The following is a 21,588-nucleotide window of genomic DNA, read 5'->3' on the forward strand; positions in this document are numbered from 1 at the left end:
ATTTTTTCCTTCTCTTTGTGCCTGGCCAGTTGCTACAACGGGGGGAACTCCCGCAACGCACTGGCTTCTCTGCGAAAGGCTGCGCCCTAAGCGAACGCAAGAGTGTCTCTAAGAGTTGCTATGCCGCAGGCTTTACGAGACGCTGCGTGTTAGCGGAAGCCCTTGTAGAGATGGTGGTAGCCTGCGGCAAGCCACTACGTGTCTACGATAAATTAAGCTTTTTGGCAATTTTTGGATAAGTCCTAATAATTAGAAAAAACTTGTCAAATTTACAAATTGGTTCTTTGTTTACGCAATATTATCTACAAGCCGATCGCGAATTGTTTTGAGTTGGTCTTGAGTCTTAATTGGCTCTCGCGGTGCTGGCAATTCGGTATTAGGCCAGTTAGGTAAATTATTGCAGGGGCATAACAATGTCGGCATCCCGACGTTTCGCGCTGCTACTGGCATACTACATCGGCTGCAAGGTAGCATCTCCCATGCTGGTGTCAACAGTTCAGCAATGGTTTCATGTGTACCCTCTAGGTAACAATCACCCGATTCGGGTGAGAGAATTTTTTGCCACCACTCTTCAAATTCTTCACTATAGTGATCGCCATCTAGCACTGATTGGGGCAAAAAGCTTGCCTTACCGTTGGCCGTAATCAATTTCTTACCCAACTGAAACCAGTAGGCGAGGTATCCTCTAACTTCTTGTTTAGTTGCCATATTACAATTTTAGATTTTACATTTCGACTTCGCTCAGTCGAACGATTTTAGATTTTGGATTAATTTGAATCAAGAGTTAAGAATCTTGACTCCTCACTCCTTTTTCCCCTCTATTTGGCAATGGCGAACCAAGAACGCCCAGATTGAGAACATGACCACCAGTCACTAAATAAACAGTTTCGCTGAACGCACTTAGCTGACGCACCAAAGAACCCAGGCGATCGCGGAACGTCCTTCCAATCGGATAAGCTGGCACCACACCCCAGCCCACCTCTTCTGCTACAAACACCATATCAGCAGCAACAAGATCCACCGTTTCTAACAACTCTGTAAGGATATTTTCCCAGGTAGCTTCGTCTTGTTCTAAGAGATTAGCAACCCAAGTTCCTAAAGAATCAACTAAAAGGCAGGTATAAGGTTTCGCATCAGCAAGGGTAGCAGACAGTTCCACAGGTACAGATAAAGTTACCCAGTCTTGGGGACGACGTTGTTGGTGTTCTAAAATGCGTTGATGCCATTCTTGGTCATCTGGGTTATCGGTGGCTGTTGCTATATAAACAACTGCTTTTCCTGACTGCATGGCCAGAGTTTCCGCCCATTCACTTTTACCAGATCGTGCTGGCCCTGTTACTAAAATGATTTTACCCAAAGTTGTTTCCTGAGTATCTTAACAATAAGTAGCTAGTACAGCAGGCGCATAAATTCGGCTACCATTTCAATTAGCAAGACTTGGGGCTTAAACTTGGGGATTTTGCCCCAAGTTTAAGGTAGGCAAACTTTCACCACAGTGTACTAATTGCAATTTATCACCGCAGTTTTTACTTCGGAGGTGAGATTTTTGGTTTCAAATAACTTTTAAGGGATAAAATTAGCACCAGCATCATTGATGTTACAACTGGCAAAAGCCGAAAATCCCAACAACCCCATTCTTAATTATTCAACACCATTGGGGACAGCAAACTTTAGGATGTCTTTATGAACGCAGGCTTAAAACGTATTGAAGCAACTCTACACGATTTAGGGAATCGCGGCACTGCCTCTGCCGCCGAAGCAGGTGATTCGACAAAACGGCCTTTCTCCTTTAGAATCAGCGTCGGAGCTAACGAACCGACAGAAAGTACACAGACTGCATCCTCGCAGGATGGGGAACTCAATCCACAAGGACAAACAGTTGACCTTGGCGTAGATACTGAGAGTGATTATCCTCCTGAACAAAATTTCTTTCCTCACCATGACTCTGTGCAGACCTTTCAAGCACAAGAGAATGGTAGTAAAACACCCAGTCTACCCAAGTTGAAAACTCCAAGCTTTAGTAGCCATCGCCACGGAGCTAATCCAGCATTGGCAATGAATCTATTGCAAGAAATTCAGGAAAGTGTCGCCGATTGGCAAACAGAATTGCAAAATATCTTGGAGCAAATTCAAGATATTTACTTAGAAGGTCCAATTGTCAATGGCTGGTTAGAATCCAATCCCACCGAACCAGAACTGGGAGGAACTGCAACACTGCGCCATGCAGAAGTTGACCGCCTGATGAACTACGTAGAAGAAATTTGCGCCACTGGTGGAAAAGTCTCTTATCAATCATCTATTACTGGCTATCGCCTCTGTGGTGTGGACGATGCTGGTAAAGTCTGGTCGCGCCCATGTCCAGCGGATCAGGTTGCCAATGTTAGCATGGCGATCGCGCGTTACCAAAAGTTACGTCAACTGTTGGGGCGTAAGCAATCTTTGGAAACTCGTCTAAGTCAACTAGCCCAAACACTTGTAGTTTTACACAGTCATATTCAACAAACGTAAAGTTTTAAAGATTATTTCCGAAGAAACTCGGTTGGTGGGTTGGTAATTTTTGGTTTAGATTAACTTTCAGTAGGTGTGCGTTGGATTTAAGATTTTTATCTAAAATCGTTCGACTGAGCGACTTGTACTGAGCGAAGTCGAAGTAAGCCGAAGTCCCAAATCTCAAATCCAAAATTAAATCTATGCCAAACACGCAAATTTCTGCGATTATCTGTACTCACAATCGAGATACCTATTTAGGGGCTGCAATTGATAGTCTTTTAGCGCAGGATTTTGCTGCTGACTTTGAGATTGTGGTAGTTGATAATGGGTCTAGCGATCGCACCCGTGAGGTTGTAGAACAAAGGGCCCACAATCCGCGTCTGAAGTATGTATTTGAACCCACTATCGGTTTATCTGTCGCCCGCAACACGGGTGCAAAAGTAGCCAGTGGTGATATTCTTGCTTATCTGGATGACGATGCCGTTGCCAGCCCTGGCTGGCTACAAGTTTTATATTTTGCCTATTACAATAATTCTAAACTAGCGATCGCAGGTGGCAAAGTCACTCTCCTATGGCCCCCAGGAATCCAACAACCACGCTGGCTATCTCCAGGGCTAGCTGCAAATCTGGGTGCATATGATTTGGGTGAGAGTAACATCTACATCGAGCAACCTGGCTTAACACCCAGAGGCTTAAATTACTCCATCCGCCGTAGTTTCCTGGATGAAATTGGCGGTTTTGATCCTCATCTCGGTCGAGTAGGGAAAAATCTATTATCAAATGAAGAACTGCAAATGACCGAATTTGCCCTACAACGTGCTTGGCAAGTCGCTTATCTTCCCGAAGCACTAGTCGCTCACAATGTTGCCCCAGAGCGCCTGCAACGCTCCTGGTTTTTAAACCGAGGCTGGTGGCAGGGTATTAGTGAATGCTATCGAGAACAACTCGCTGGTAAAGCTGGAATTGCCCAATTGCAGCGAGGTAGCGAACGGTTTGTGCGCGGCTTGTATAAGGCATTGCAATATTTTTCTGATCCAGCAGAACGGTTTGACAAACTTGTATATGCTTACGGTCAGATTGGTTACTTAAATGCTGCTATTCAGGGTCTTTTATCCACATCAAATAAGAAATAACTAATAACATAATTTATACTTGTATGCCATCTAAAATACCAGTTTCAGTACTAATTCCGGCAAAAAATGAACAAGTAAACTTGCCTGCCTGTCTCGCAAGTCTCACCAGAGCAGATGAAATATTTGTAGTAGATTCTCAAAGTAGCGACAACAGTGTTGAAATTGCTAAAAGTTATGGTGTAAATGTCGTGCAATTTAGCTTCAATGGACGCTGGCCCAAAAAGAAAAATTGGTCTTTAGATAATCTACCGTTCCGCAACGAATGGGTGCTAATTGTAGATTGTGATGAGCGCATCACTCCTGAACTATGGGAAGAAATTGAGCAAGCAATTCAAAACAAGGAATATGCAGGTTATTATCTCAACCGCCGCGTATTTTTCTTAGGAAAATGGATTCGTTACGGTGGTAAATATCCCGATTGGAATCTACGTTTATTTCAACATAAAAAAGGTCGCTACGAAAACCTACATACAGAAGATATTCCCAACACTGGTGACAATGAAGTCCACGAACATGTGATTTTGCAGGGCAAAGTTGAGTATCTCAAAAATGATATGCTCCACGAAGACTTCCGCGACCTTTACCACTGGTTAGAACGACACAACCGCTATTCAAACTGGGAAGCTAGTGTTTATCTTAATATTCTCACAGGTAAAGATAATAGCGGTACTATCGATGCCAATCTATTTGGTGATGCAGTCCAACGCAAGCGCTTTTTGAAAAAAGTGTGGGTACGCCTGCCATTTAAACCCATTTTACGGTTTGTTTTATTTTATATTATTCAACGTGGTTTTTTGGATGGCAAAGCAGGATATATCTATGCACGCTTGCTGAGTCAATATGAATATCAAATTGGCGTTAAGCTTTACGAATTACGCAACTGTGGTGGTCACTTAAATACTGCAACTAGCTCAAAGGAAGGAGATGGGGAAAAGGGGAGCAGGGGATCAGAAGGAAAGCTATTGACCATTGATTCCTGATAAATAACTAATGACTAATGACTAATGACGCTTTCGTAGATTTACGCAAATATGACCAATCTTGGTTTGATCGGGGACGTCCAAGTTGGTATATTTTCTTATGGTGGTTTGTACAAGCGATCGCCTTTCCCCTGACTCCTCAACCGTTAAATATTCTGCGTTGTGCTTTACTACGACTATTTGGCGCTCGGATCGGTAAAGGCGTATTAATTCGACCTACCGCCCGTTTTACCTACCCCTGGAAAGTTACCATTGGCAACTACAGTTGGATTGGAGATAACGTAGTTTTATACAGCCTCGATCAGATCCACATCGGTGAACACTGCGTAATTTCCCAAAAAAGTTACCTGTGTACTGGTAGTCATGATATCCAAGACCCTGCCTTTGGGTTGAAAACAGCGAGTATTACTATTAACAATGGTGCATGGGTGGCAGCAGATTGTTTTGTTGGGCCGGGAGTGCAAATCGGAGCTAATGCTGTGATTGGCGCTCGTAGCAGTGTTTTTACTAATATGCCTTCTGGGCAAGTTTGTTGGGGAAGCCCCTGTTGTCCCAAGACGGTTCGGATAAAACTTGATGCTCCCACAAAACCCGTGATTTTATAAATAAACATAGTTAGGGCGCACAGCTAGCTGTGCGCCCTTAAATTTTCTACATATTTATAGCGATTCTCATTCCAAGCCTCCCTTATATCCCTCAGCTTTCTGAATCTCCAAGCAAGACAGGAAGTAGCAGTGGTAATATGTTTTCATGGCTGCTCTAATCCTTGCTATTGATGAACAAACTATTGGATGAAACGCTGTCAATCAAAATTGCTGAACTCATAAACAGCAGAGCTAGCACTCCATTTGATAATGCTTACAAAGCAGTATTATCGACTGAGGGAGCAAGATATATTCAGGGATTTTTAGCTTTTGCTGGGAAGCCATACAGACCAATTGAACACAGTTGGATTGAGCTAGGCGAAGGCTCCGACGTAACCATCATCGATCCCACATTACCGCACCTGAATAAAAATCCCCAAGAACTCTGGTATTTTGCAGCACAAAGGCTAACCGTTAAAAAACTGAAAGCCATCATTGAAGAATCGAAAGAAGATTATCCAGAAGATGATCCATTGCCAATCTATGGTCATCCACCTTATGAATATTACGGTGATGTGATGTTGGGTGGTCAAGACTATTTAGCAGCATATCAAGCCGCAGAGGCTAAATGCAGAGAAATCAACGAACTCAACCCTGAGAGGAACTAAGGAGAGTGAATGAAATAACTCTTAATTACGAATTACGTTAGCGTAGCTCTCTTCTCTACGAGAGGCTGCGCCAACGAGTCCGCATCCCTTGCGCCTCTCGTAGAAAGCGTCATTACGAATTATTTAATACGATTTCCCATCGCTGCCAAAATATTCTCGATAGGCGCAAATTTTGTCTCCACGCACATCCCAAGAAACTGCTAAACGATTTTTGTAAGGTTGTTCTAACAGACGTCCCTCATCCCGAAACTCAAAAACAACCGTTGTATCATTACTGGTATAACGGTCTAGGGTCAGGGTGAGTCCGCCTTGGAATGATTCAGAAACGTACTCGAAAAACTCTCTAGCTCGTTCTTTTCCCACATTTAACCCGTGAAATTTACCCACGGGAAACCAAAGGGTAAAGTCCTCTGTGAGCATATCTAGAAATGCTTGCCACTCCCCTGTGGCCAGACCATGTGTAAAATGCTCAAATGCTTGTTGAGCAACTTTTAAGGTATTTTCTGAATCTTGTGTCATTCTCACCCCCGACTGGATATAAACTAATACCGTCTTACTTAAAACCTCACCACCACTTTCCCACAATTCTGACCACTGAGGAGATATTCTACAGCGTCGGGTATTGATTCTATACCTTGAAACTGTGTTGGGTCAACGGCAACCTTGAGTTTGTCTGTGTAGAATAGATTTAAGAGGTGATCGCGTGCCTCTGCTATATGTTCTTTATAATGAGGCATGAGAAAGCCTTTCACAGAAGCTGCTTTCCAAAATAGCTGGTGATAAATGCGTGGTTGTGTAATCTGTTCCAAGTCTTTTGCGTATTCGGAGATGAAACCAACCACTACTAAGCGTCCCCGCATTGCCAAGTTTTCAACGCAGGTATCAAATACGGCTTTGCCTACACACTCAAAAATTAGATTAATCCCATTGGGGTATTCTTGCTTGAGGACTTGATTGAGGTTTTCTGTGCGATAGTTGATAATGCGATCGCACCCTAATTCTCTCAGTAACTTTGCCTTTGCCTCAGAACTACAAGTACCAATTACATGATTACCAGCTAACTTTGCCAATTGCACCGCAATATGACCGGTTCCTCCTGCTGCTGCTGTCACTAAAACCACTTCATTACTTTTTATCTCCCCCACTTGTTCCAATGCCACCAAGGCTGATACACCTGTAGGAATCAGGGTTAGAACTTCTGGTGTAGCTTCACGCACTTTGACTGCTAAGTTTGCATCTACAACCTGATATTCTCGATAACCGCCGCCACGCGCTGTAGTTATGACAGCATCACCTATTTGAAAATCTTTAACATTTTCACCCATAGCGACAACTTTTCCTATAGCTTCTACACCTAAATCAAAGGGAGGAATTAAGTTAACATAGGGAACATCACCACGACAAAGTAAAGTATCAAAGCCACCGTTAACGCCAGCAAATTTGTTTTTAATTAAAAGTTCATTAGCAGCAGGTTTGGAAATAGAAATTTCGACAATTTCAACGGCAGATTTAAAATCTTGATTCAGTTGCTTTGCAATTAACTTTCTGTAGTTTGTTACGTTCATATATAAATCTTAGGTTTACCTTACTCCTCAACTATTGTTTTTAACGTATAGCTTTTGAGACTTTGTGATTTTACTAGTTGCAGAAGGTGGCTTGTAAATGAATCTTTTATCAACTAAATTGGCGCAAATATTTTAAGCTATATTAATAAATTTAATTAGGCTTGATTTTGAATTCAGACTTATTCAATAAGTCTGGATTCTAGACAGTAACTTTTACTTAAGTAAGTACCATTCAAATGTAAGGTACATTATGCTTTCAGCTAACGTATTATCAACAATCTAAGAATATTTTTGAAAAGTTGTTTGTGATATATCAAAGACTTGTAGATCCTCCTAAATCCCCCTTAAAAAGGGGGACTTTGATTCCAGTTCCCCGTTTTTACGAGGAGCTAGCGTGGTCTTCTCCCTTTGGGAGAGGCTAGCGCCTGCCGTAGGATGCCCAAACGCAAGAGCGTCTTCTGTCTTGAGAAGGGCTGTAGGGGATTTTTCCTATAAGCTACTGGCGTAGATTAGGGGAGATCAATAAGTGCCTAAAATCACAGCCAAACACTTTGAAATAACCTCTAAGGTGCGTTACGTTAAGCTTATAAGGCTTTCTCCCACTCTAATTGATGAGCTAAACCATACTTGATAAAATCTTCTTCTTTAGCTTTATCACTTTTACCAAAAACACCTAAGCTGTAAGGATTATCTTGCATCCGTTGTGTGACTTGCTCTTTCTCAAATTGGATAACTTCCTCTCTGGGTTTATCCGGTTTAAAAAAGTCTACAACCAAGACAGTTCTGTCATAATTGGTGTAATTATGCGGACAGTGTGGATAGCTGTGATCTAAAACCAGAAATTTTCCTTCATGCCAATAAAGCTGCTCATGGCATATTTTCATAGCCACATCGCCCTCTGGCACAATCAATCCTAGATAGCCACGATTCATATGAGGATTATAGTTCACATGTAGCTTGATATCCAAGCCTGGATGGAATGTACCAAAATACACATTTCTGATGACACCATCATCGTTAAAGTTCACTTTTTCTATCACCTTAGCCAAATTTGGGAAATATTTCTCTCTTAATGCAAATGCTTTTTCTGATGCATCATCTAATCCGTAATCAGGATATTGTATTTGATGTGTTTGAATATATTCTTCAATAAATATACCTTGAAATAAAATCCCAAAAGCAGTGTATTTTGCATTAGTTTTTGTTTTAATTGTTTTACTTTTAGGACCCAGAATCTCGTAAGTGAGTTTTAACTCTTCATTAGATGCATTATTAATAAAGCTTGTAAACTCATCTCTAATAACTTGCCAGCTATTTTGAAAACTGTTGAGAAAAGTAAATTCCTTTGGGTCTATATGATATTCATTAAAATTTTCCATTGTCTTTTCTCCTGAAGATGATTTCATAAAAAACCGTTATATAATGATCAGATTTGGTCTTCGTCACGATTCGATGTTGGAATTCCTGACTAAACTCATTTTAGTGTGAGGTCTACTGTGTCTGAAACCCCCCTATTAGATCAAATTATCAAAAATGTGCGCGTAGTTCGTCCCCATCAGGATGCGATGTCTACGACGGGCTACGCCTACGCACTACTTGATTTAGGAATTAAGGATGGAAAATTTGCTCAGATTGCCCCTAATATTAGCCCAGACACAGCTAAAGAGGTATTTGACGGCAAAAACCTGCTAGGCTTTCCTGGGGTCGTGGATGCCCATATGCACATCGGTATCTATCAACCCCTCGACAAAGATGCTGTGACTGAAACCAAAGCAGCCGCTATGGGAGGCGTGACTACCAGCTTAAATTACATCCGTACAGGGCAGTATTATCTTAACAAAGGCGGCTCCTACCGCGATTTTTTTCCAGAGGTGTTGGCGTTATCCGCAGGTAATTTTTTTGTAGATTACAGTTATCACATTGCACCTATAGCTAGCCAGCATATCGACGAAATACCTCTATTGTTTGAGGAACATGGTGTATCTTCGTTTAAAATCTTCATGTTTTATGGCGGTTATGGGTTGCATGGTTTGTCAGACCAGCAAAACCTCTTTTTGATGATTAACAAAGAGGAACGGTACGACTTCGCCCATTTTGAATTTATTATGCGTGGTCTAACTCGCTTGATAGAAAAACATCCAGAAGCGCGAGATACTATCAGTTTGAGTTTGCATTGTGAAGTTGCAGAAATTCTCAACGCTTATACCAAAATAGTTGAAAATGATTCTAGTCTTAGCGGACTACATGCCTATAGTGCAGCGCGTCCTCCTCATTCCGAAGGTTTAGCAATTTGCATTGCTTCTTATTTGGCAGATGAAACTAACTGTGCAAATATCAATTTGTTGCACCTGAGTTCACGTAAAGCAATGGAAGCAGCTTTAACTATGCAAACTGCTTTTCCCCATATCAATTTTCGGCGAGAAGTTACTGTTGGACATTTGTTATTAGATGTCGATACTCCCAATACAATTTGGGCAAAAGTTAACCCTCCTATTCGTCCCCGTGCCGATGTAGAATACTTATGGCAAGCAGTACTCAACAATCAAGTAGATTGGATAGTTAGCGACCATGCTTGCTGTTCTGCTGAACAAAAAAGAAGTGCTAAAGACCCGAATAATATTTGGTTAGCAAAGTCTGGTTTTGGCGGTACAGAATACTTACTTTCTGGTGTATTTAGTGAAGGTAGCAAGCGGGGGATGTCTTACAACCATATGGCTAAGTTGCTATCTTGGAACCCATCCCGGCGCTTTGGTTTGTTAGAAAAAGGTGATATTGCTGTTGGCTATGATGCTGACTTGGTGTTGGTAGACCCGAATGAAAGCTTTGTGGTACGTGCGGCTGAGTCGGAGTCACAACAAGGTTATACACCCTTTGAAGGAGTAGAGTTAACTGGGAGGGTAAAAAGTACCTTTTTGCGTGGAAATTTGATTTACAACAATGGGCAGGTTTTGGGTTCGCCCACTGGACGCTATTTAAAAAGACCTTCTAGTAATTCTCACAAAAACTTTGCTGCTTAAAAAGCGTATGCGTCTTTAGGCGCATATGACAAGACTGTTCCAACTTGTGATAAATCCCTATCAACTCTGACAAAGAACAAAGCGCCATCGTCCGTTGTGTGTCTAGGAAGAGTGCTAAAGCTAGGAGAATAACCAAAGTGGTCTTTTGCAAAACTGTAATTTCCTATATCACAGTATCCAACTAAACCATATGCTTCTTCATTATAAGATTGAATCATTTGATACCTGCCATCGTAATGTGGTAAGATAGCAAGCAACCATACTCCACCCCCATTACTATTTTTTCTTAAGTACTTTTTTTTAGCTACCTCAAATTGAACTGTATCTGTCTTGCTCCACGGTAGCAATTTGCTATCCAATGCAGGGATGAAGTCACGCAATTTAGCATCTGGATGATCGTTGATTACATTTTTATATTTCAATGGAACAGGACCGTTCTCCATCCAGAGTATTTCAACTTCTTCATTACCTGGCACTTTCCAAGGACCTACTCTCACTCCTGCGGGGATAAAGGAGTAGCAATGCTTGTTTAATTGCAATTCAATTAGGTGAATTGCACCCCTGAGGACAAAAATCTCTAAATCGGCAGTAAAGATGCCAGAAGGTGCTTCAAACTGAGGCGATAAAACTACTTTTGAAGTGGATGCACCACAGTCATGCCACGTTAGCGATCGCCTAGTTCCAAATGGTACATTATCTGGCATTCCACTCACTCGCCAATCATGTTCTTCTGGTACGGCATTTGTATCAAAAAATTGGTACTGGCGAGGTACATACTCTTTAGAAATCGCTGTACGCCTTCCTGATAGGTTCATGCGTCCTCTTCCGTCTCCACCCCAATCCTCTTTTACAGATGCTACATGCAAAAAATCATCAGTTTGGTTTTTTGCTGGGGAATTAAAATTTATATTCTCTTCGCCCATGACTTCATACTCTCCTGGTTATATGCTTCTCCTTAGGTATTTAAGTTTATATTGGATTGACTCGATTTTCCTTTAAAAATTCAATTGCTAATTCAGCAAATTATCTTTTTTGTGCTATGTTTTGTAGCCATTCAATTAGGGGTCTTAAGGTTCCTGGCAATGCTGACTCACTGACAGTCACCGTATGCTGTTTACCGTTATCTTCTACTGTTAACTTATACTGAAAGCGATCGCTCTGGGGATTTGGCGAAGTAATTTGTTCAGGTAGTCTAAATAAATCAGCAGCTTCCACTAAGGAAGAAAGTGTGGCGGCTTCATTTGACGGGAGAGTGTCTGTATCAACGGTTGTTTTCTTGGTAATCCCAGCAAAGCCGCCCGTGCGTTCAAAGGATATCCGCATTTTTTTGCTCTCCAGTGTTGGCAAATACCTCTCGGGGAAATAGCTGTTGCATGGGGATCAGAACAAATAGACACATTAATCAATATTAATCATCCATCATTACTGAGATCCGCGCTACATCGTAGGAGCAACTTTTAGTATTAAAAAATATTCTCTCAATATACTTTTGGCAGAATACATATATCACATTTTATGTTATATACCAACAAGTTATCTCTCAATTTAAGCTGAAATCCCATGATTTTGAACGAAAAAGCCAATTTAACTCTTTTTTAAGATTTGTAAAGATAAAATGGCTCACGTATTGAGTTAAACTGATATGTGTAATTAGTAACTCTGATAAATTAAAATTTTTGGTTTTCAAAAGTTACTGACTTTGGTATATTAAATACTGAACACAAAGTTAACTAAATCAAACTAGAAGTCTACTGCCATTCTGGGTAAAACAGAGTGTAGCAAGTTTAGCGATAAAAGGTTCGAGACTAATGCTAAAAAACAGCGAACTGAAGGTTAATCAGGGTTGTAATCTCAAATGGAAGCCCGGAGATAAACTATTTATCCAGTTTTCTCTATTAGAAATTTTGCGAATAAAAACAGTTGTAAAACCTCTATATCTATAGATGGATATAACATAGTTCATCGTGAAGTTAATCTGCATTCAGGTGAATTTACTATAAGTCAATACTGGAGTTAATCTAGATTAAGGTTAACTTGCTGAATTTAGGTCAACAATCCCAAAAGAGCGCAAGTATCATGCCTATATTTTTGAATGGGACTAGTTGATTAGTCTTGAAGCGACCTCGAATAAGAGGTTAACAGAAATTTAGCTAAATAACGGTGTTAGTTAGTAACATCGTTTGCTAATAATAAGCTTTTCTTGAAGAAGCTTACTTTAGGGTGGCGGAAATTTTCGGTGTTCATAAGCCTCATTTGTTATTGCCACACATCAGGGTGAATCTAAAATTTTGCCGGAATTTTCACAAATTTTTCAATTAGATCAAGGTTAACAGCAATGAATAATGTTCAAGCATCGTTTCAAGCAACGGAAGCTGAATTTCGCGTGGAAGGTTACGAAAAAATTGAGTTTAGTCTTATCTATGTCAACGGTGCATTTGATATCAATAACAGAGAAATTGCAGACAGCTATAAAAAATTTGGTCGCTGTCTGACTGTGATTGATGCGAATGTCAATCGACTATATGGGAAGCAAATCAAGTCATATTTTAGACACTATGACATTGATGTAACTGTAGTTCCGATTGTGATTACTGAGCCAGCTAAAACCCTTGCAACCTTTGAAAAAATTGTTGATGCTTTTTCTGACTTTGGCTTAATCCGCAAGGAACCAGTGTTAGTAGTGGGTGGTGGTTTAATCACTGATGTAGCTGGGTTTGCGTGTGCTGCTTACCGTCGCAAGAGTAACTACATTCGCGTTCCTACAACATTGATTGGTTTAATTGATGCAGGTGTGGCGATTAAGGTTGCAGTCAACCATCACAAGTTTAAAAATCGCTTGGGTGCATATCATGCTCCTTTGAAAGTTATCCTTGATTTCTCCTTTTTGCAAACATTACCAACGGCTCAAGTTCGTAATGGGATGGCAGAGTTAGTCAAAATTGCTGTTGTTGCTAACTCTGAAGTCTTTGAATTGCTGGATGAGTATGGCGAAGAACTGCTTTCCACTCACTTTGGATATGTGAATGGCACAAGTGAACTCAAAGCGATCGCTCACAAACTCAATTACGAGGCAATTAAAACTATGCTGGAGTTAGAAACTCCTAACTTGCATGAATTAGACCTTGATCGCGTCATTGCCTACGGTCATACTTGGAGTCCGACCTTAGAATTAGCTCCGATGATACCCCTGTATCACGGTCATGCAGTCAATATAGACATGGCTTTATCTGCAACCATTGCAGCAAGACGTGGCTACATTACACCTGGGGAACGCGATCGCATTCTAAGCTTGATGAATCGTATAGGTTTATCAATCGATCATCCTCTACTAGATGGGGATTTGCTCTGGTATGCTACCCAGTGTATTAGCTTGACGCGAGATGGCAAACAACGCGCAGCTATGCCGAAACCCATTGGTGAGTGCTTCTTTGTCAACGATCTTACCCGTGAAGAATTAGATGCAGCCTTAGCTGAACACAAAAATCTGTGTGCTACATACCCTCGTGGTGGAGATGGGATTGACGCTTACATAGAAACTCAAGAAGAATCCAAACTATTGGGAGTGTGAAAACATGACCAGTATTTTAGGACGAGATACCGCTAGACCGATAACGCCACACAGCATTCTGGTGGCGCAGCTACAGAAAACCCTCACAATAGCAGAGGAAAGTAATATCCCTTTAGAGATATTGACATCTCTGCGCCAAGGGTTGCAATTGGCGGCGGGTTTAGATCCTTACCTGGATGATTGCACTACCCCCGAATCGACAGCATTGACAGCACTAGCGCAGAAAACCAGCAAAGAAGACTGGAGTAAACGCTTTAGTGATGGTGAAACAGTGCGTCAACTAGAGCAGGAAATGCTCTCAGGACATCTTGAAGGACAGACACTGAAGATGTTTGTGCATATGACCAAGGCTAAAACCATCTTAGAAGTGGGAATGTTCACGGGATATTCAGCTTTGGCGATGGCGGAAGCATTACCAGATGATGGACGACTGATTGCTTGTGAGGTAGATTCTTATGTTGCCGAATTTGCTCAAACTTGCTTTCAGGAGTCTCCCCACGGCGACAAGATTGTTGTAGAAGTGGCACCCGCTCTACAAACACTCCACAAGCTGGCGGCGGCACAAGAATCATTTGATCTGATCTTCATTGATGCCGATAAAAAGGAGTATGTAGAGTACTTCAAAGTTATTTTGGATACTCACTTACTGGCTACCGACGGGTTAATCTGCGTAGATAATACTTTGTTGCAGGGACAAGTTTACCTACCATCTGAACAGCGGACTGCCAATGGCGAGGCGATCGCTCAATTCAACCGCATTGTCACCACAGATCCTCGTGTAGAGCAAGTTCTGTTACCCATACGAGATGGTCTGACTTTGATTAGACGGTTAGTGTAAGGGGTGCAGAAAATTCGGGTAGTTCTCAATTCAAGGCATCACAAAAAGGCTATTTTATAGCGGTTCTCAAATGGAAGCAATATCCAATAGGGGCGTACAGTGTCAACCTAGAGCTAGGGCGAATAAAATTCGCGGCTAGACAAACTCTCGTTTGCGGAGCGGACTCAGAGTGTTCCAGATAAAAAAATGATCCAAAGTCTGTCATTGCGAGCGTAACGCAGTGGAGCGTTCGCGTAGCGTCTCGTAGAGAAGCAATCACAAAGATGAAGAGATTGCTTCATTCTGCTTCGCTCTATTCGCAATGACAATTGGGCATTTTTTTACTTGGATTACTCTAAGGAAAAATTGAGGGTTTGAAACCCACACAGGTGGGTAAAATTTGTGTAGACGCGGTTTCTAACCGCCGATTTAATGTCAACCTAGAGCTAGGGCGAATGGAATTCGTGGCTACACAAACTCTTCTTTGCGGAGCGGACTAAGGAAAAATTGAGGGTTTGAAACCCACACAGGTGGGTAAAATTTGTGTAGACGCGGTTTCTAACCGCCGTAACATTGAGTTGACACCAATGTACAGCTGTACGCCCCTACAAAAGACCGCATTCCACGCAAAGGAATAAAATTATGGCCCAATCAGTTTCTTTATCTGTTCCTGAATCCACAACGCCATCAAAGGGTGTAAGGATAAAAATAGTAGCTGTATTCAAGACTCTTGGTACTTTAGCACTATTGCTGATAGCCTTGCCTATCAACGGTTTTGTAGTTTTACTATCCCTGCTGTGGGGCATTGTGCGTCGCCCGTTTACAAAAAAACCTGGCTTTGCTGCTCATCCTCAGAATATCTTGGTGAGTGGGGGCAAAATGACTAAAGCATTGCAACTTGCCCGTTCCTTCCATGCAGCAGGACACAGAGTTATTCTGATTGAAGGTCACAAATACTGGCTATCTGGGCATAGATTCTCAAATGCTGTGAGTCGTTTTTATACGGTTCCTGCACCACAAGACGACCCAGAAGGCTACACCCAGGCGCTATTGGAAATTGTCAAACAAGAAAAGATTGACGTTTATGTACCCGTATGCAGCCCTGTAGCTAGTTATTACGACTCTTTGGCAAAGTCTGCACTGTCAGAATACTGTGAGGTTTTCCACTTCGATGCTGATATAACCAAGATGCTGGATGATAAATTTGCCTTTAGCGATCAGGCGCGATCGCTTGGTTTATCTGTTCCTAAGTCTTTTAAAATCACCGATCCTGAGCAAGTTATCAATTTCGATTTTAGTAAAGAAACGCGCAAATATATTCTTAAGAGTATTTCTTACGACTCAGTTCGCCGCTTAAATTTAACCAAACTTCCCTGTGATACCCCTGAAGAAACAGCAGCATTTGTCAAGAGTTTACCCATCAGCCCAGAAAAACCTTGGATTATGCAAGAATTTATTCCTGGGAAAGAATTATGCACCCATAGCACGGTGCGGGATGGAGAATTAAGGTTGCATTGCTGCTCAAATTCTTCTGCATTTCAGATTAACTACGAAAATGTCGAAAATCCCCAAATTCGGGAATGGGTGCAACACTTCGTCAAAAGTTTGGGGCTGACTGGACAAGTATCTCTTGACCTTATTCAAGCTGAAGATGGTACGGCATACGCCATTGAATGTAATCCTCGCACCCATTCGGCAATTACAATGTTCTACAATCACCCAGGTGTTGCAGAAGCCTATCTTGGTAAAACTCCTCTACCTGCACCCCTAGAACCATTAACTAATAGCAAGCCTACTTACTGGATATATCACGAAATCTGGCGATTGACTGCGATTCGTTCTGGGAAACAATTGCAAACTTGGTTGAAGAATTTAGTCCGAGGCACAGATGCCGTCTATCGCATGGATGATCCTCTACCATTTTTAACTTTGCACCATTGGCAGATTACCTTACTTCTGCTAAAAAATCTGCAACAACTCAAAGGCTGGGTAAAGATTGATTTTAATATCGGCAAACTGGTGGAATTAGGGGGCGACTGAGGGTAGGGAGTTATACCAATTCGCTATGAAGATGCACTTAATTATTAAACGAACCGCCCTACCCTGCGGGAACGCCTTGGGCGAACGGGTGACGCTCGTTCGCCCAAGGCGTCTCCCCTTCTCCCAAAGGGAGAGGCTAGCGCCTGCCGTAGGATGCCCAAAGGGCTGTAGGGAGAAGACTCGCTCTCCGTGGCGCTAACACCAGTCGCCTACGGCGGGAAACCCGCCGGAGAGCGCTGGTTCACGCCTTGTACGCCTTGTACGCCTTAACAGAAGGAGTAATCATTAAGTGCAAGTTCACGGAGAATTGGTATTACAAGTTAGTAATTCTTCTCCCTCATCTTCTAATACGGTTCGGATGAGACTCGATTCCCCCCAACCCTCCTTTACAAGGCTACGGTGTATACAGGTTTGAAATAACTTACAAATATTGGGTTTGAGCGTCAGCTTTACCCTACCTTAACCCTCCCTGATGTATTGGGGAGGGAACATGATTTATCATTTCCACCCTTTACAGGGGGTAATCTGTGCAATGCAAATCACACTAAAAAACTAATTTATACTAAGTTGCCTTCTAATGTATAATTTAAGTTAGCCCTAAGCTTTTTAGCTATTTTTGCGTAAGTCCTAAGCTTATCTCTATCAATTCAAAAACAAAGTACAATATTGCTGAAAGGTTGGTGAAGTCGTTAGGCTAGGTATAATTCTGTGGAATTAGGGTTTCAAACTCAAATTCCACAACGCTAAATCACGAATCCGTTACACCTGAATTGAGAACTGCTATAGTCACTAAAGAATTTCCTTTTCTCTGAGCCAAGAAATTAAGTTTTTGACTTTTCCTCTTAAAGTGTATTGAGAAGTTTCAATTGTATTAGTTTCTGGGATATCAGAAATTAACTTTGCAACTACACCAAACGTAGAAGTTTTGTCGTATATTAGATAATTACATTTGCTTAATAGATAAATATCTACTAAAGCTTGAACACCATTTTCAAACCTATCTGGACATTCAGGATTCTGATGTAAAGAAGATCCTGACATTGGATACCACTTATCTGTTACTAAAATATTAGTATATTTAGTTCTAAAAAAATCTTCTACTTCCTTATTATCAGTTGCTAAAAATATCAAAATTTTAGGATGTTTTTCACAAATCTTATCAATAAAATTTAAGTATGTATTAATTGAAGATTTTCTGTCAGTATATCTAACATGAACCCCCATTACGTTATCTTCAAAAGAATTATCTACAGTTTTTTTTATAGTTGCTTGAATACTAGGTTGTAAACTCAGATTTTCTCTAATTATATTTTTTAAGATAGTTTCATTACTCAGTTTTTGTAGATAAGCAAAATCACCTAAAAAATGTTGTCTTAGCTTATAAGTCTCTGTTACAAACGACCATCTAATCAAAATATCTTCACTATAATCGATGCGCGACATATTAGTAGTATATTTTGACCATATTCTAGGGTTATTGTATCTCAAATCAGCTTCAGATTCATATAATAACAATAATTCATTCACAGATTTCTCTAAGTTATTCTTCCAGAAACTTGGATTGACAGATTGAGTAGAAGGTATTTCTGAAGCTTGAGTAAGATGATGAAGATTAAAAAAATTAGGAAAAACATTGCTGCGATTATTGGAGTAAGTCTCGTCGCTCCAATCAACAATTATCTTTCTATTAGTAAGCTGAGTATATAAAATACTGTCCAAGAGAGCGAGAAAACGATTCCCCATCCCTGCTTTCCCTTTAGCTACTAAAAATTTATCTCCAACCATTTCTAATTCCTCCTAACAACTTTCAAATCAAATAAGTGATCGTTCATCGGGTGTAATCAACATAAAACACCTTTGATAGAATCAATAATGAACCAACAAAACTAAGCATAACTAAATAAATCATCCTGATCTTATGCTTGAGGGAGTTTTTTTCAATCTTCTGATGAAACTAAGACTTAGACATTGACAGGAAAGACCAAATATGGGTAATTTGAAAAACTACATCTGCTGTCGGGGCACAGCATTGCTGTGCCTGTAGGGTGCGAGTCTATTTACCCCCAAAGAATGATTAATAAAAGCCTAAAACGTCCCATTTTTGAAAATGCATATCATAATTGATTTGTACAGTGCATAAGTCGGATAAATTTCCTTTCAGTAAACACAGCTATTTTGCTTAATGTTTTATAGTTTACCAAAATCATCTCATTAATGATAACCCAAATCAATGATTGACAAACTTGCCAAGTAAGGTCTTATCTCTTTAGACGTAATTTATAGCCACCAGATTGAGTTTCCCAACAGGCTGCTAGGATGTTGGCAAGAGAAGGTTTTTTGTTATGGGGATACTGATACCCTTACTACTCGTCAATTTGACCAACGCGGCGGATATTCAGAATGTCGCTCATTTTCTTAATTTGGACGAACACTTGCTCTAGTTGAGAGCGATCGCGTATATCTATTCCTAAGTCCATCAATGCAGGTTGACCAGTAGCGGTTTTCACCTGGGCATGGCGGACATTGATTCCTTGGTCACTCAACCGTGACAAAATATCCTTTAGCACCCCTACGCGGTCAAGGGCTTCAATTTGAACATCCACTGGGTAAGTGTGCGGGCGACCACTATTTTCGGCGGCTGGGTTCCACCTAACTGGTACTAAGCGTTCATACTCCACAGTCTCCAGATTATGGCAGCCTTGGCGATGAATTGAAATCCCCCTACCTCGCGTCACCACACCAATAATTGGTTCGCCAGGAATCGGGGTACAACACCCAGCTAAATAATACACCAAACCTTCTACCCCAAAAATTGGCGAATCTGTGGAGCGGGAGGTAGTTAGAGGTGCATCTCGCAAAGCTTTTGATGTAGTTGGTTCTTTGGGGATAAATGGCGGCACAGTCGAAACTGGTTGTTGTCCCTTCGCCACTTCTCGCCAACGATTTAGCACTAGATTCAATGTAACTTCACCGTAACCCAAACCGGCAAGTAAATCTTCCACGCTGTGGTAGTTACACTTTTCGGCGACAATCTCCATTGCATCCGACTTCAGCAGACTATCAAAACCAGTTTTACCAAGTTCCTTTTCTAATAATTCCCGTCCACGGGCGACATTTTCTTCCCGGCGCGATCGCTTGTACCATTGTTTTATCCGATATTTCGCTGCCGAAGTTCTGACAAAATTCAACCAATCCAAACTCGGATGGCTGTTCTTTTGGGTGAGAACCTCTACAATATCGCCATTTTGCAGTCGTGTTGACAGAGATACCATTCGCCCATTCACCCGCGCCCCGGAACAATGGTTCCCCACTTCCGTATGAATGCGATAAGCAAAATCTATAGTAGTAGAACCGGGACTTAAAGGAACAACATCACCCTTAGGGGTGAAGACATAGACATCATCTTCAAATAAATTGTCTTTGACGCTATCAAGATATTCTTGTGCATCCTTGAGATCAGTTTGCCATTCCAATAGCTGGCGCAGCCAAGTAAACTTGTCATCTGTCGCTGTCAAATGGCTAATACTAGAACCTCCTGTTTCTTTGTACTTCCAATGGGCAGCAATCCCATACTCAGCGATATGATGCATTTCGATTGTCCGAATTTGCACCTCCAAAGGACGGCCAGTTAGTCCAATCACTCCAGTATGCAATGACTGGTAACGGTTAGGCTTTGGTAGTCCAATATAATCCTTAAATCTTCCAGGAATTGGGCGAAAAGCATCATGAACCACCGCCAACGCCCGATAACATTCCTCATTGGTTTGGACAATAATCCGCAACGCAGCCAAATCGTAAATTTCATGAAATTCCTTTTGCTGGCGGTACATTTTTTGGTAAATGCTATAAAGGTGCTTAGGGCGACCGCTGAGTTCTTGAAACTGGATTCCGGCTTGCTGCAAACGCTCTTGCAAAATGTTCGTAGTTTTGACCAATTTCTCTTCTCGCGCCGTCCGTTTTTCGGAAACATGCTCCTGCATTTGGCGGAAAGCTTCCGGTTCCAAATACTTAAAAGCCAAGTCTTCCAGTTCCCATTTAATTCGCCAGATCCCCAGGCGATTGGCTAAAGGCGCGAAGATATCTCGCGTTTCCTGGGCACTGCGGCGGCGGCTGGCTTCTGACATGTATTGTAAAGTTCGCATATTATGCAAACGATCAGCCAACTTCACCACAATTACCCGAATATCTTGTGCCATTGCCAAAAACATCCGCCGGAAGTTTTCCGCTTGACTTTCGGTTTTGCTGGTGAAATTGATTTTAGAGAGCTTGGTAACACCTTCGACCAATTGTCGCACTTCTGGACCAAAGCGTTCTTCTATTTCTTGACTTGTAACTTCTGTATCTTCAACGACATCATGGAGAAATCCAGCTGCTATCATAGCAGCACCACCTCCCAAGTCATGCAGCAAGTCAGCTACAGCGATGGGATGAGCAATGTATGGTTCTCCCGATTTGCGAGATTGACCTTGATGCAGTTGGTAGGCAAATTCAAATGCGCGACCAATTAAAACTGCATCACTATGCCTTCGGTCATCTTTCGCTTCGCCGCTAATTGTCGATGACTCCTTCAAACATTTTTTTAACCATTCTGGAATGGTTACATCAACTGATGAATTTATAGCTAGGCTGCTCATACAATTGGGTTTAGAGTGGATCGGTAGATAATGTGAATGATAAATAAAACTGGCAGCATCGCCCGAAGAAGATGCTGTCGCCCAGAGACGGG

Annotated in this window: 19 protein-coding genes; 10 read left to right on the forward strand and 9 right to left on the reverse strand. The window is 41.5% G+C overall.

Translation table 11 applies throughout. The features are described from left to right. The first annotated feature begins 17 nt into the window (after positions 1 to 17). The gene (locus V7K40_RS19930; RefSeq protein ID WP_334962685.1) at positions 18 to 239 is read left to right on the forward strand and encodes a hypothetical protein; all 222 of its coding nucleotides are present in this window, start codon (positions 18 to 20) and stop codon (positions 237 to 239) included. A 49-nt stretch (positions 240 to 288) separates the two neighbouring features. Here the strand turns inward: V7K40_RS19930 and V7K40_RS19935 are convergent, their stop codons facing one another. After that, positions 289 to 708, reverse strand: coding sequence for a hypothetical protein (locus V7K40_RS19935; RefSeq protein ID WP_334962687.1), 420 nt, complete (start codon positions 706 to 708; stop codon positions 289 to 291). A gap of 76 nt (positions 709 to 784) precedes the next feature. Continuing rightward, positions 785 to 1,357 carry a bifunctional adenosylcobinamide kinase/adenosylcobinamide-phosphate guanylyltransferase gene (gene cobU, locus V7K40_RS19940; RefSeq protein ID WP_334962690.1) on the reverse strand — a complete coding sequence of 191 codons (573 nt, stop codon included), beginning with the start codon at positions 1,355 to 1,357 and terminating at the stop codon, positions 785 to 787. A gap of 326 nt (positions 1,358 to 1,683) precedes the next feature. Here cobU and V7K40_RS19945 point away from each other — a divergent pair, with 326 nt between their 5' ends. The 5 genes from V7K40_RS19945 to V7K40_RS19965 all read left to right on the forward strand — a co-directional run bounded on the left by V7K40_RS19945 (position 1,684) and on the right by V7K40_RS19965 (position 5,855). Next, positions 1,684 to 2,508 (forward strand): hypothetical protein, encoded by an 825-nt coding sequence (locus tag V7K40_RS19945; RefSeq protein ID WP_334962692.1) that lies wholly within the window; start codon positions 1,684 to 1,686, stop codon positions 2,506 to 2,508. 182 nt (positions 2,509 to 2,690) lie between these two features. Further along, positions 2,691 to 3,623 carry a glycosyltransferase gene (locus V7K40_RS19950; protein ID WP_334962694.1) on the forward strand — a complete coding sequence of 311 codons (933 nt, stop codon included), beginning with the start codon at positions 2,691 to 2,693 and terminating at the stop codon, positions 3,621 to 3,623. Positions 3,624 to 3,646: 23 nt separating this feature from the next. After that, positions 3,647 to 4,603: a glycosyltransferase family 2 protein gene (locus tag V7K40_RS19955; RefSeq protein ID WP_334962696.1), complete on the forward strand. Its 957-nt coding sequence runs from the start codon at positions 3,647 to 3,649 to the stop codon at positions 4,601 to 4,603. Positions 4,604 to 4,620: 17 nt separating this feature from the next. Continuing rightward, positions 4,621 to 5,208 carry a hormogonium polysaccharide biosynthesis acetyltransferase HpsU gene (gene hpsU, locus V7K40_RS19960; protein ID WP_334962698.1) on the forward strand — a complete coding sequence of 196 codons (588 nt, stop codon included), beginning with the start codon at positions 4,621 to 4,623 and terminating at the stop codon, positions 5,206 to 5,208. 170 nt (positions 5,209 to 5,378) lie between these two features. Then, positions 5,379 to 5,855 carry a hypothetical protein gene (locus tag V7K40_RS19965; protein ID WP_334797433.1) on the forward strand — a complete coding sequence of 159 codons (477 nt, stop codon included), beginning with the start codon at positions 5,379 to 5,381 and terminating at the stop codon, positions 5,853 to 5,855. Between the two features lie 123 nt (positions 5,856 to 5,978). On the opposite strand, the gene V7K40_RS19970 is transcribed toward V7K40_RS19965, so the two are convergent. From V7K40_RS19970 to V7K40_RS19980, 3 genes are all read right to left on the reverse strand, one after another. Continuing rightward, positions 5,979 to 6,374: a nuclear transport factor 2 family protein gene (locus tag V7K40_RS19970; RefSeq protein ID WP_334962701.1), complete on the reverse strand. Its 396-nt coding sequence runs from the start codon at positions 6,372 to 6,374 to the stop codon at positions 5,979 to 5,981. Positions 6,375 to 6,412: 38 nt separating this feature from the next. Further along, positions 6,413 to 7,420, reverse strand: coding sequence for a zinc-binding dehydrogenase (locus V7K40_RS19975; RefSeq protein WP_334962703.1), 1,008 nt, complete (start codon positions 7,418 to 7,420; stop codon positions 6,413 to 6,415). Positions 7,421 to 8,004: 584 nt separating this feature from the next. After that, a complete protein-coding gene (locus V7K40_RS19980) occupies positions 8,005 to 8,799 on the reverse strand; it encodes an aspartyl/asparaginyl beta-hydroxylase domain-containing protein (protein WP_334962737.1) in 795 nt (264 codons plus the stop codon). A 117-nt stretch (positions 8,800 to 8,916) separates the two neighbouring features. Here V7K40_RS19980 and V7K40_RS19985 point away from each other — a divergent pair, with 117 nt between their 5' ends. Continuing rightward, positions 8,917 to 10,437: an amidohydrolase family protein gene (locus V7K40_RS19985; RefSeq protein ID WP_334962705.1), complete on the forward strand. Its 1,521-nt coding sequence runs from the start codon at positions 8,917 to 8,919 to the stop codon at positions 10,435 to 10,437. On the opposite strand, the gene V7K40_RS19990 is transcribed toward V7K40_RS19985, so the two are convergent. After that, positions 10,434 to 11,360 carry a DUF4437 domain-containing protein gene (locus V7K40_RS19990; RefSeq protein WP_334962707.1) on the reverse strand — a complete coding sequence of 309 codons (927 nt, stop codon included), beginning with the start codon at positions 11,358 to 11,360 and terminating at the stop codon, positions 10,434 to 10,436. The two genes, V7K40_RS19985 and V7K40_RS19990, sit on opposite strands and share 4 nt — an antisense overlap. A 100-nt stretch (positions 11,361 to 11,460) precedes the next feature. Then, positions 11,461 to 11,760, reverse strand: coding sequence for a protealysin inhibitor emfourin (locus tag V7K40_RS19995; RefSeq protein WP_334962709.1), 300 nt, complete (start codon positions 11,758 to 11,760; stop codon positions 11,461 to 11,463). A 1,012-nt stretch (positions 11,761 to 12,772) separates the two neighbouring features. On the opposite strand from V7K40_RS19995, the gene V7K40_RS20000 reads away from it, so the two are divergent. The 3 genes from V7K40_RS20000 to V7K40_RS20010 all read left to right on the forward strand — a co-directional run bounded on the left by V7K40_RS20000 (position 12,773) and on the right by V7K40_RS20010 (position 16,862). Further along, positions 12,773 to 14,005, forward strand: a complete 1,233-nt coding sequence (locus V7K40_RS20000) for a sedoheptulose 7-phosphate cyclase (RefSeq protein WP_334962711.1) — start codon at positions 12,773 to 12,775, stop codon at positions 14,003 to 14,005. A gap of 4 nt (positions 14,006 to 14,009) precedes the next feature. Beyond that, positions 14,010 to 14,843: a class I SAM-dependent methyltransferase gene (locus V7K40_RS20005; RefSeq protein ID WP_334962713.1), complete on the forward strand. Its 834-nt coding sequence runs from the start codon at positions 14,010 to 14,012 to the stop codon at positions 14,841 to 14,843. Between the two features lie 621 nt (positions 14,844 to 15,464). Beyond that, positions 15,465 to 16,862: an ATP-grasp domain-containing protein gene (locus tag V7K40_RS20010; protein ID WP_334962715.1), complete on the forward strand. Its 1,398-nt coding sequence runs from the start codon at positions 15,465 to 15,467 to the stop codon at positions 16,860 to 16,862. Between the two features lie 789 nt (positions 16,863 to 17,651). On the opposite strand, the gene V7K40_RS20015 is transcribed toward V7K40_RS20010, so the two are convergent. Together V7K40_RS20015 and V7K40_RS20020 are read right to left on the reverse strand one after the other, a co-directional pair. Next, on the reverse strand, positions 17,652 to 18,647 hold the full coding sequence (locus tag V7K40_RS20015; protein WP_334962717.1) for a nodulation protein NodZ: 996 nt from the start codon (positions 18,645 to 18,647) through the stop codon (positions 17,652 to 17,654). A gap of 578 nt (positions 18,648 to 19,225) precedes the next feature. Beyond that, complete coding sequence (locus V7K40_RS20020) at positions 19,226 to 21,496, reverse strand: bifunctional (p)ppGpp synthetase/guanosine-3',5'-bis(diphosphate) 3'-pyrophosphohydrolase (protein ID WP_334962719.1); 2,271 nt, start codon at positions 21,494 to 21,496, stop codon at positions 19,226 to 19,228. Positions 21,497 to 21,588: the final 92 nt, after the last annotated feature.

It is taken from the genome of Nostoc sp. (assembly GCF_036917195.1).
Taxonomy (GTDB): domain Bacteria; phylum Cyanobacteriota; class Cyanobacteriia; order Cyanobacteriales; family Nostocaceae; genus Nostoc.

Bases quoted from the DNA above. Each gene is read 5' to 3' on its own strand.
- V7K40_RS19935 (WP_334962687.1), bottom strand. From the start codon at position 708: ATGGCAACTAAACAAGAAGTTAGAGGATACCTCGCCTACTGGTTTCAG.
- V7K40_RS19945 (WP_334962692.1), top strand. From the start codon at position 1,684: ATGAACGCAGGCTTAAAACGTATTGAAGCAACTCTACACGATTTAGGG.
- V7K40_RS19950 (WP_334962694.1), top strand. From the start codon at position 2,691: ATGCCAAACACGCAAATTTCTGCGATTATCTGTACTCACAATCGAGAT.
- V7K40_RS19955 (WP_334962696.1), top strand. From the start codon at position 3,647: ATGCCATCTAAAATACCAGTTTCAGTACTAATTCCGGCAAAAAATGAA.
- hpsU (WP_334962698.1), top strand. From the start codon at position 4,621: ATGACTAATGACGCTTTCGTAGATTTACGCAAATATGACCAATCTTGG.
- V7K40_RS19965 (WP_334797433.1), top strand. From the start codon at position 5,379: ATGAACAAACTATTGGATGAAACGCTGTCAATCAAAATTGCTGAACTC.
- V7K40_RS19970 (WP_334962701.1), bottom strand. From the start codon at position 6,374: ATGACACAAGATTCAGAAAATACCTTAAAAGTTGCTCAACAAGCATTT.
- V7K40_RS19975 (WP_334962703.1), bottom strand. From the start codon at position 7,420: ATGAACGTAACAAACTACAGAAAGTTAATTGCAAAGCAACTGAATCAA.
- V7K40_RS19980 (WP_334962737.1), bottom strand. From the start codon at position 8,799: ATGGAAAATTTTAATGAATATCATATAGACCCAAAGGAATTTACTTTT.
- V7K40_RS19990 (WP_334962707.1), bottom strand. From the start codon at position 11,360: ATGGGCGAAGAGAATATAAATTTTAATTCCCCAGCAAAAAACCAAACT.
- V7K40_RS19995 (WP_334962709.1), bottom strand. From the start codon at position 11,760: ATGCGGATATCCTTTGAACGCACGGGCGGCTTTGCTGGGATTACCAAG.
- V7K40_RS20000 (WP_334962711.1), top strand. From the start codon at position 12,773: ATGAATAATGTTCAAGCATCGTTTCAAGCAACGGAAGCTGAATTTCGC.
- V7K40_RS20005 (WP_334962713.1), top strand. From the start codon at position 14,010: ATGACCAGTATTTTAGGACGAGATACCGCTAGACCGATAACGCCACAC.
- V7K40_RS20010 (WP_334962715.1), top strand. From the start codon at position 15,465: ATGGCCCAATCAGTTTCTTTATCTGTTCCTGAATCCACAACGCCATCA.
- V7K40_RS20015 (WP_334962717.1), bottom strand. From the start codon at position 18,647: ATGGTTGGAGATAAATTTTTAGTAGCTAAAGGGAAAGCAGGGATGGGG.
- V7K40_RS20020 (WP_334962719.1), bottom strand. From the start codon at position 21,496: ATGAGCAGCCTAGCTATAAATTCATCAGTTGATGTAACCATTCCAGAA.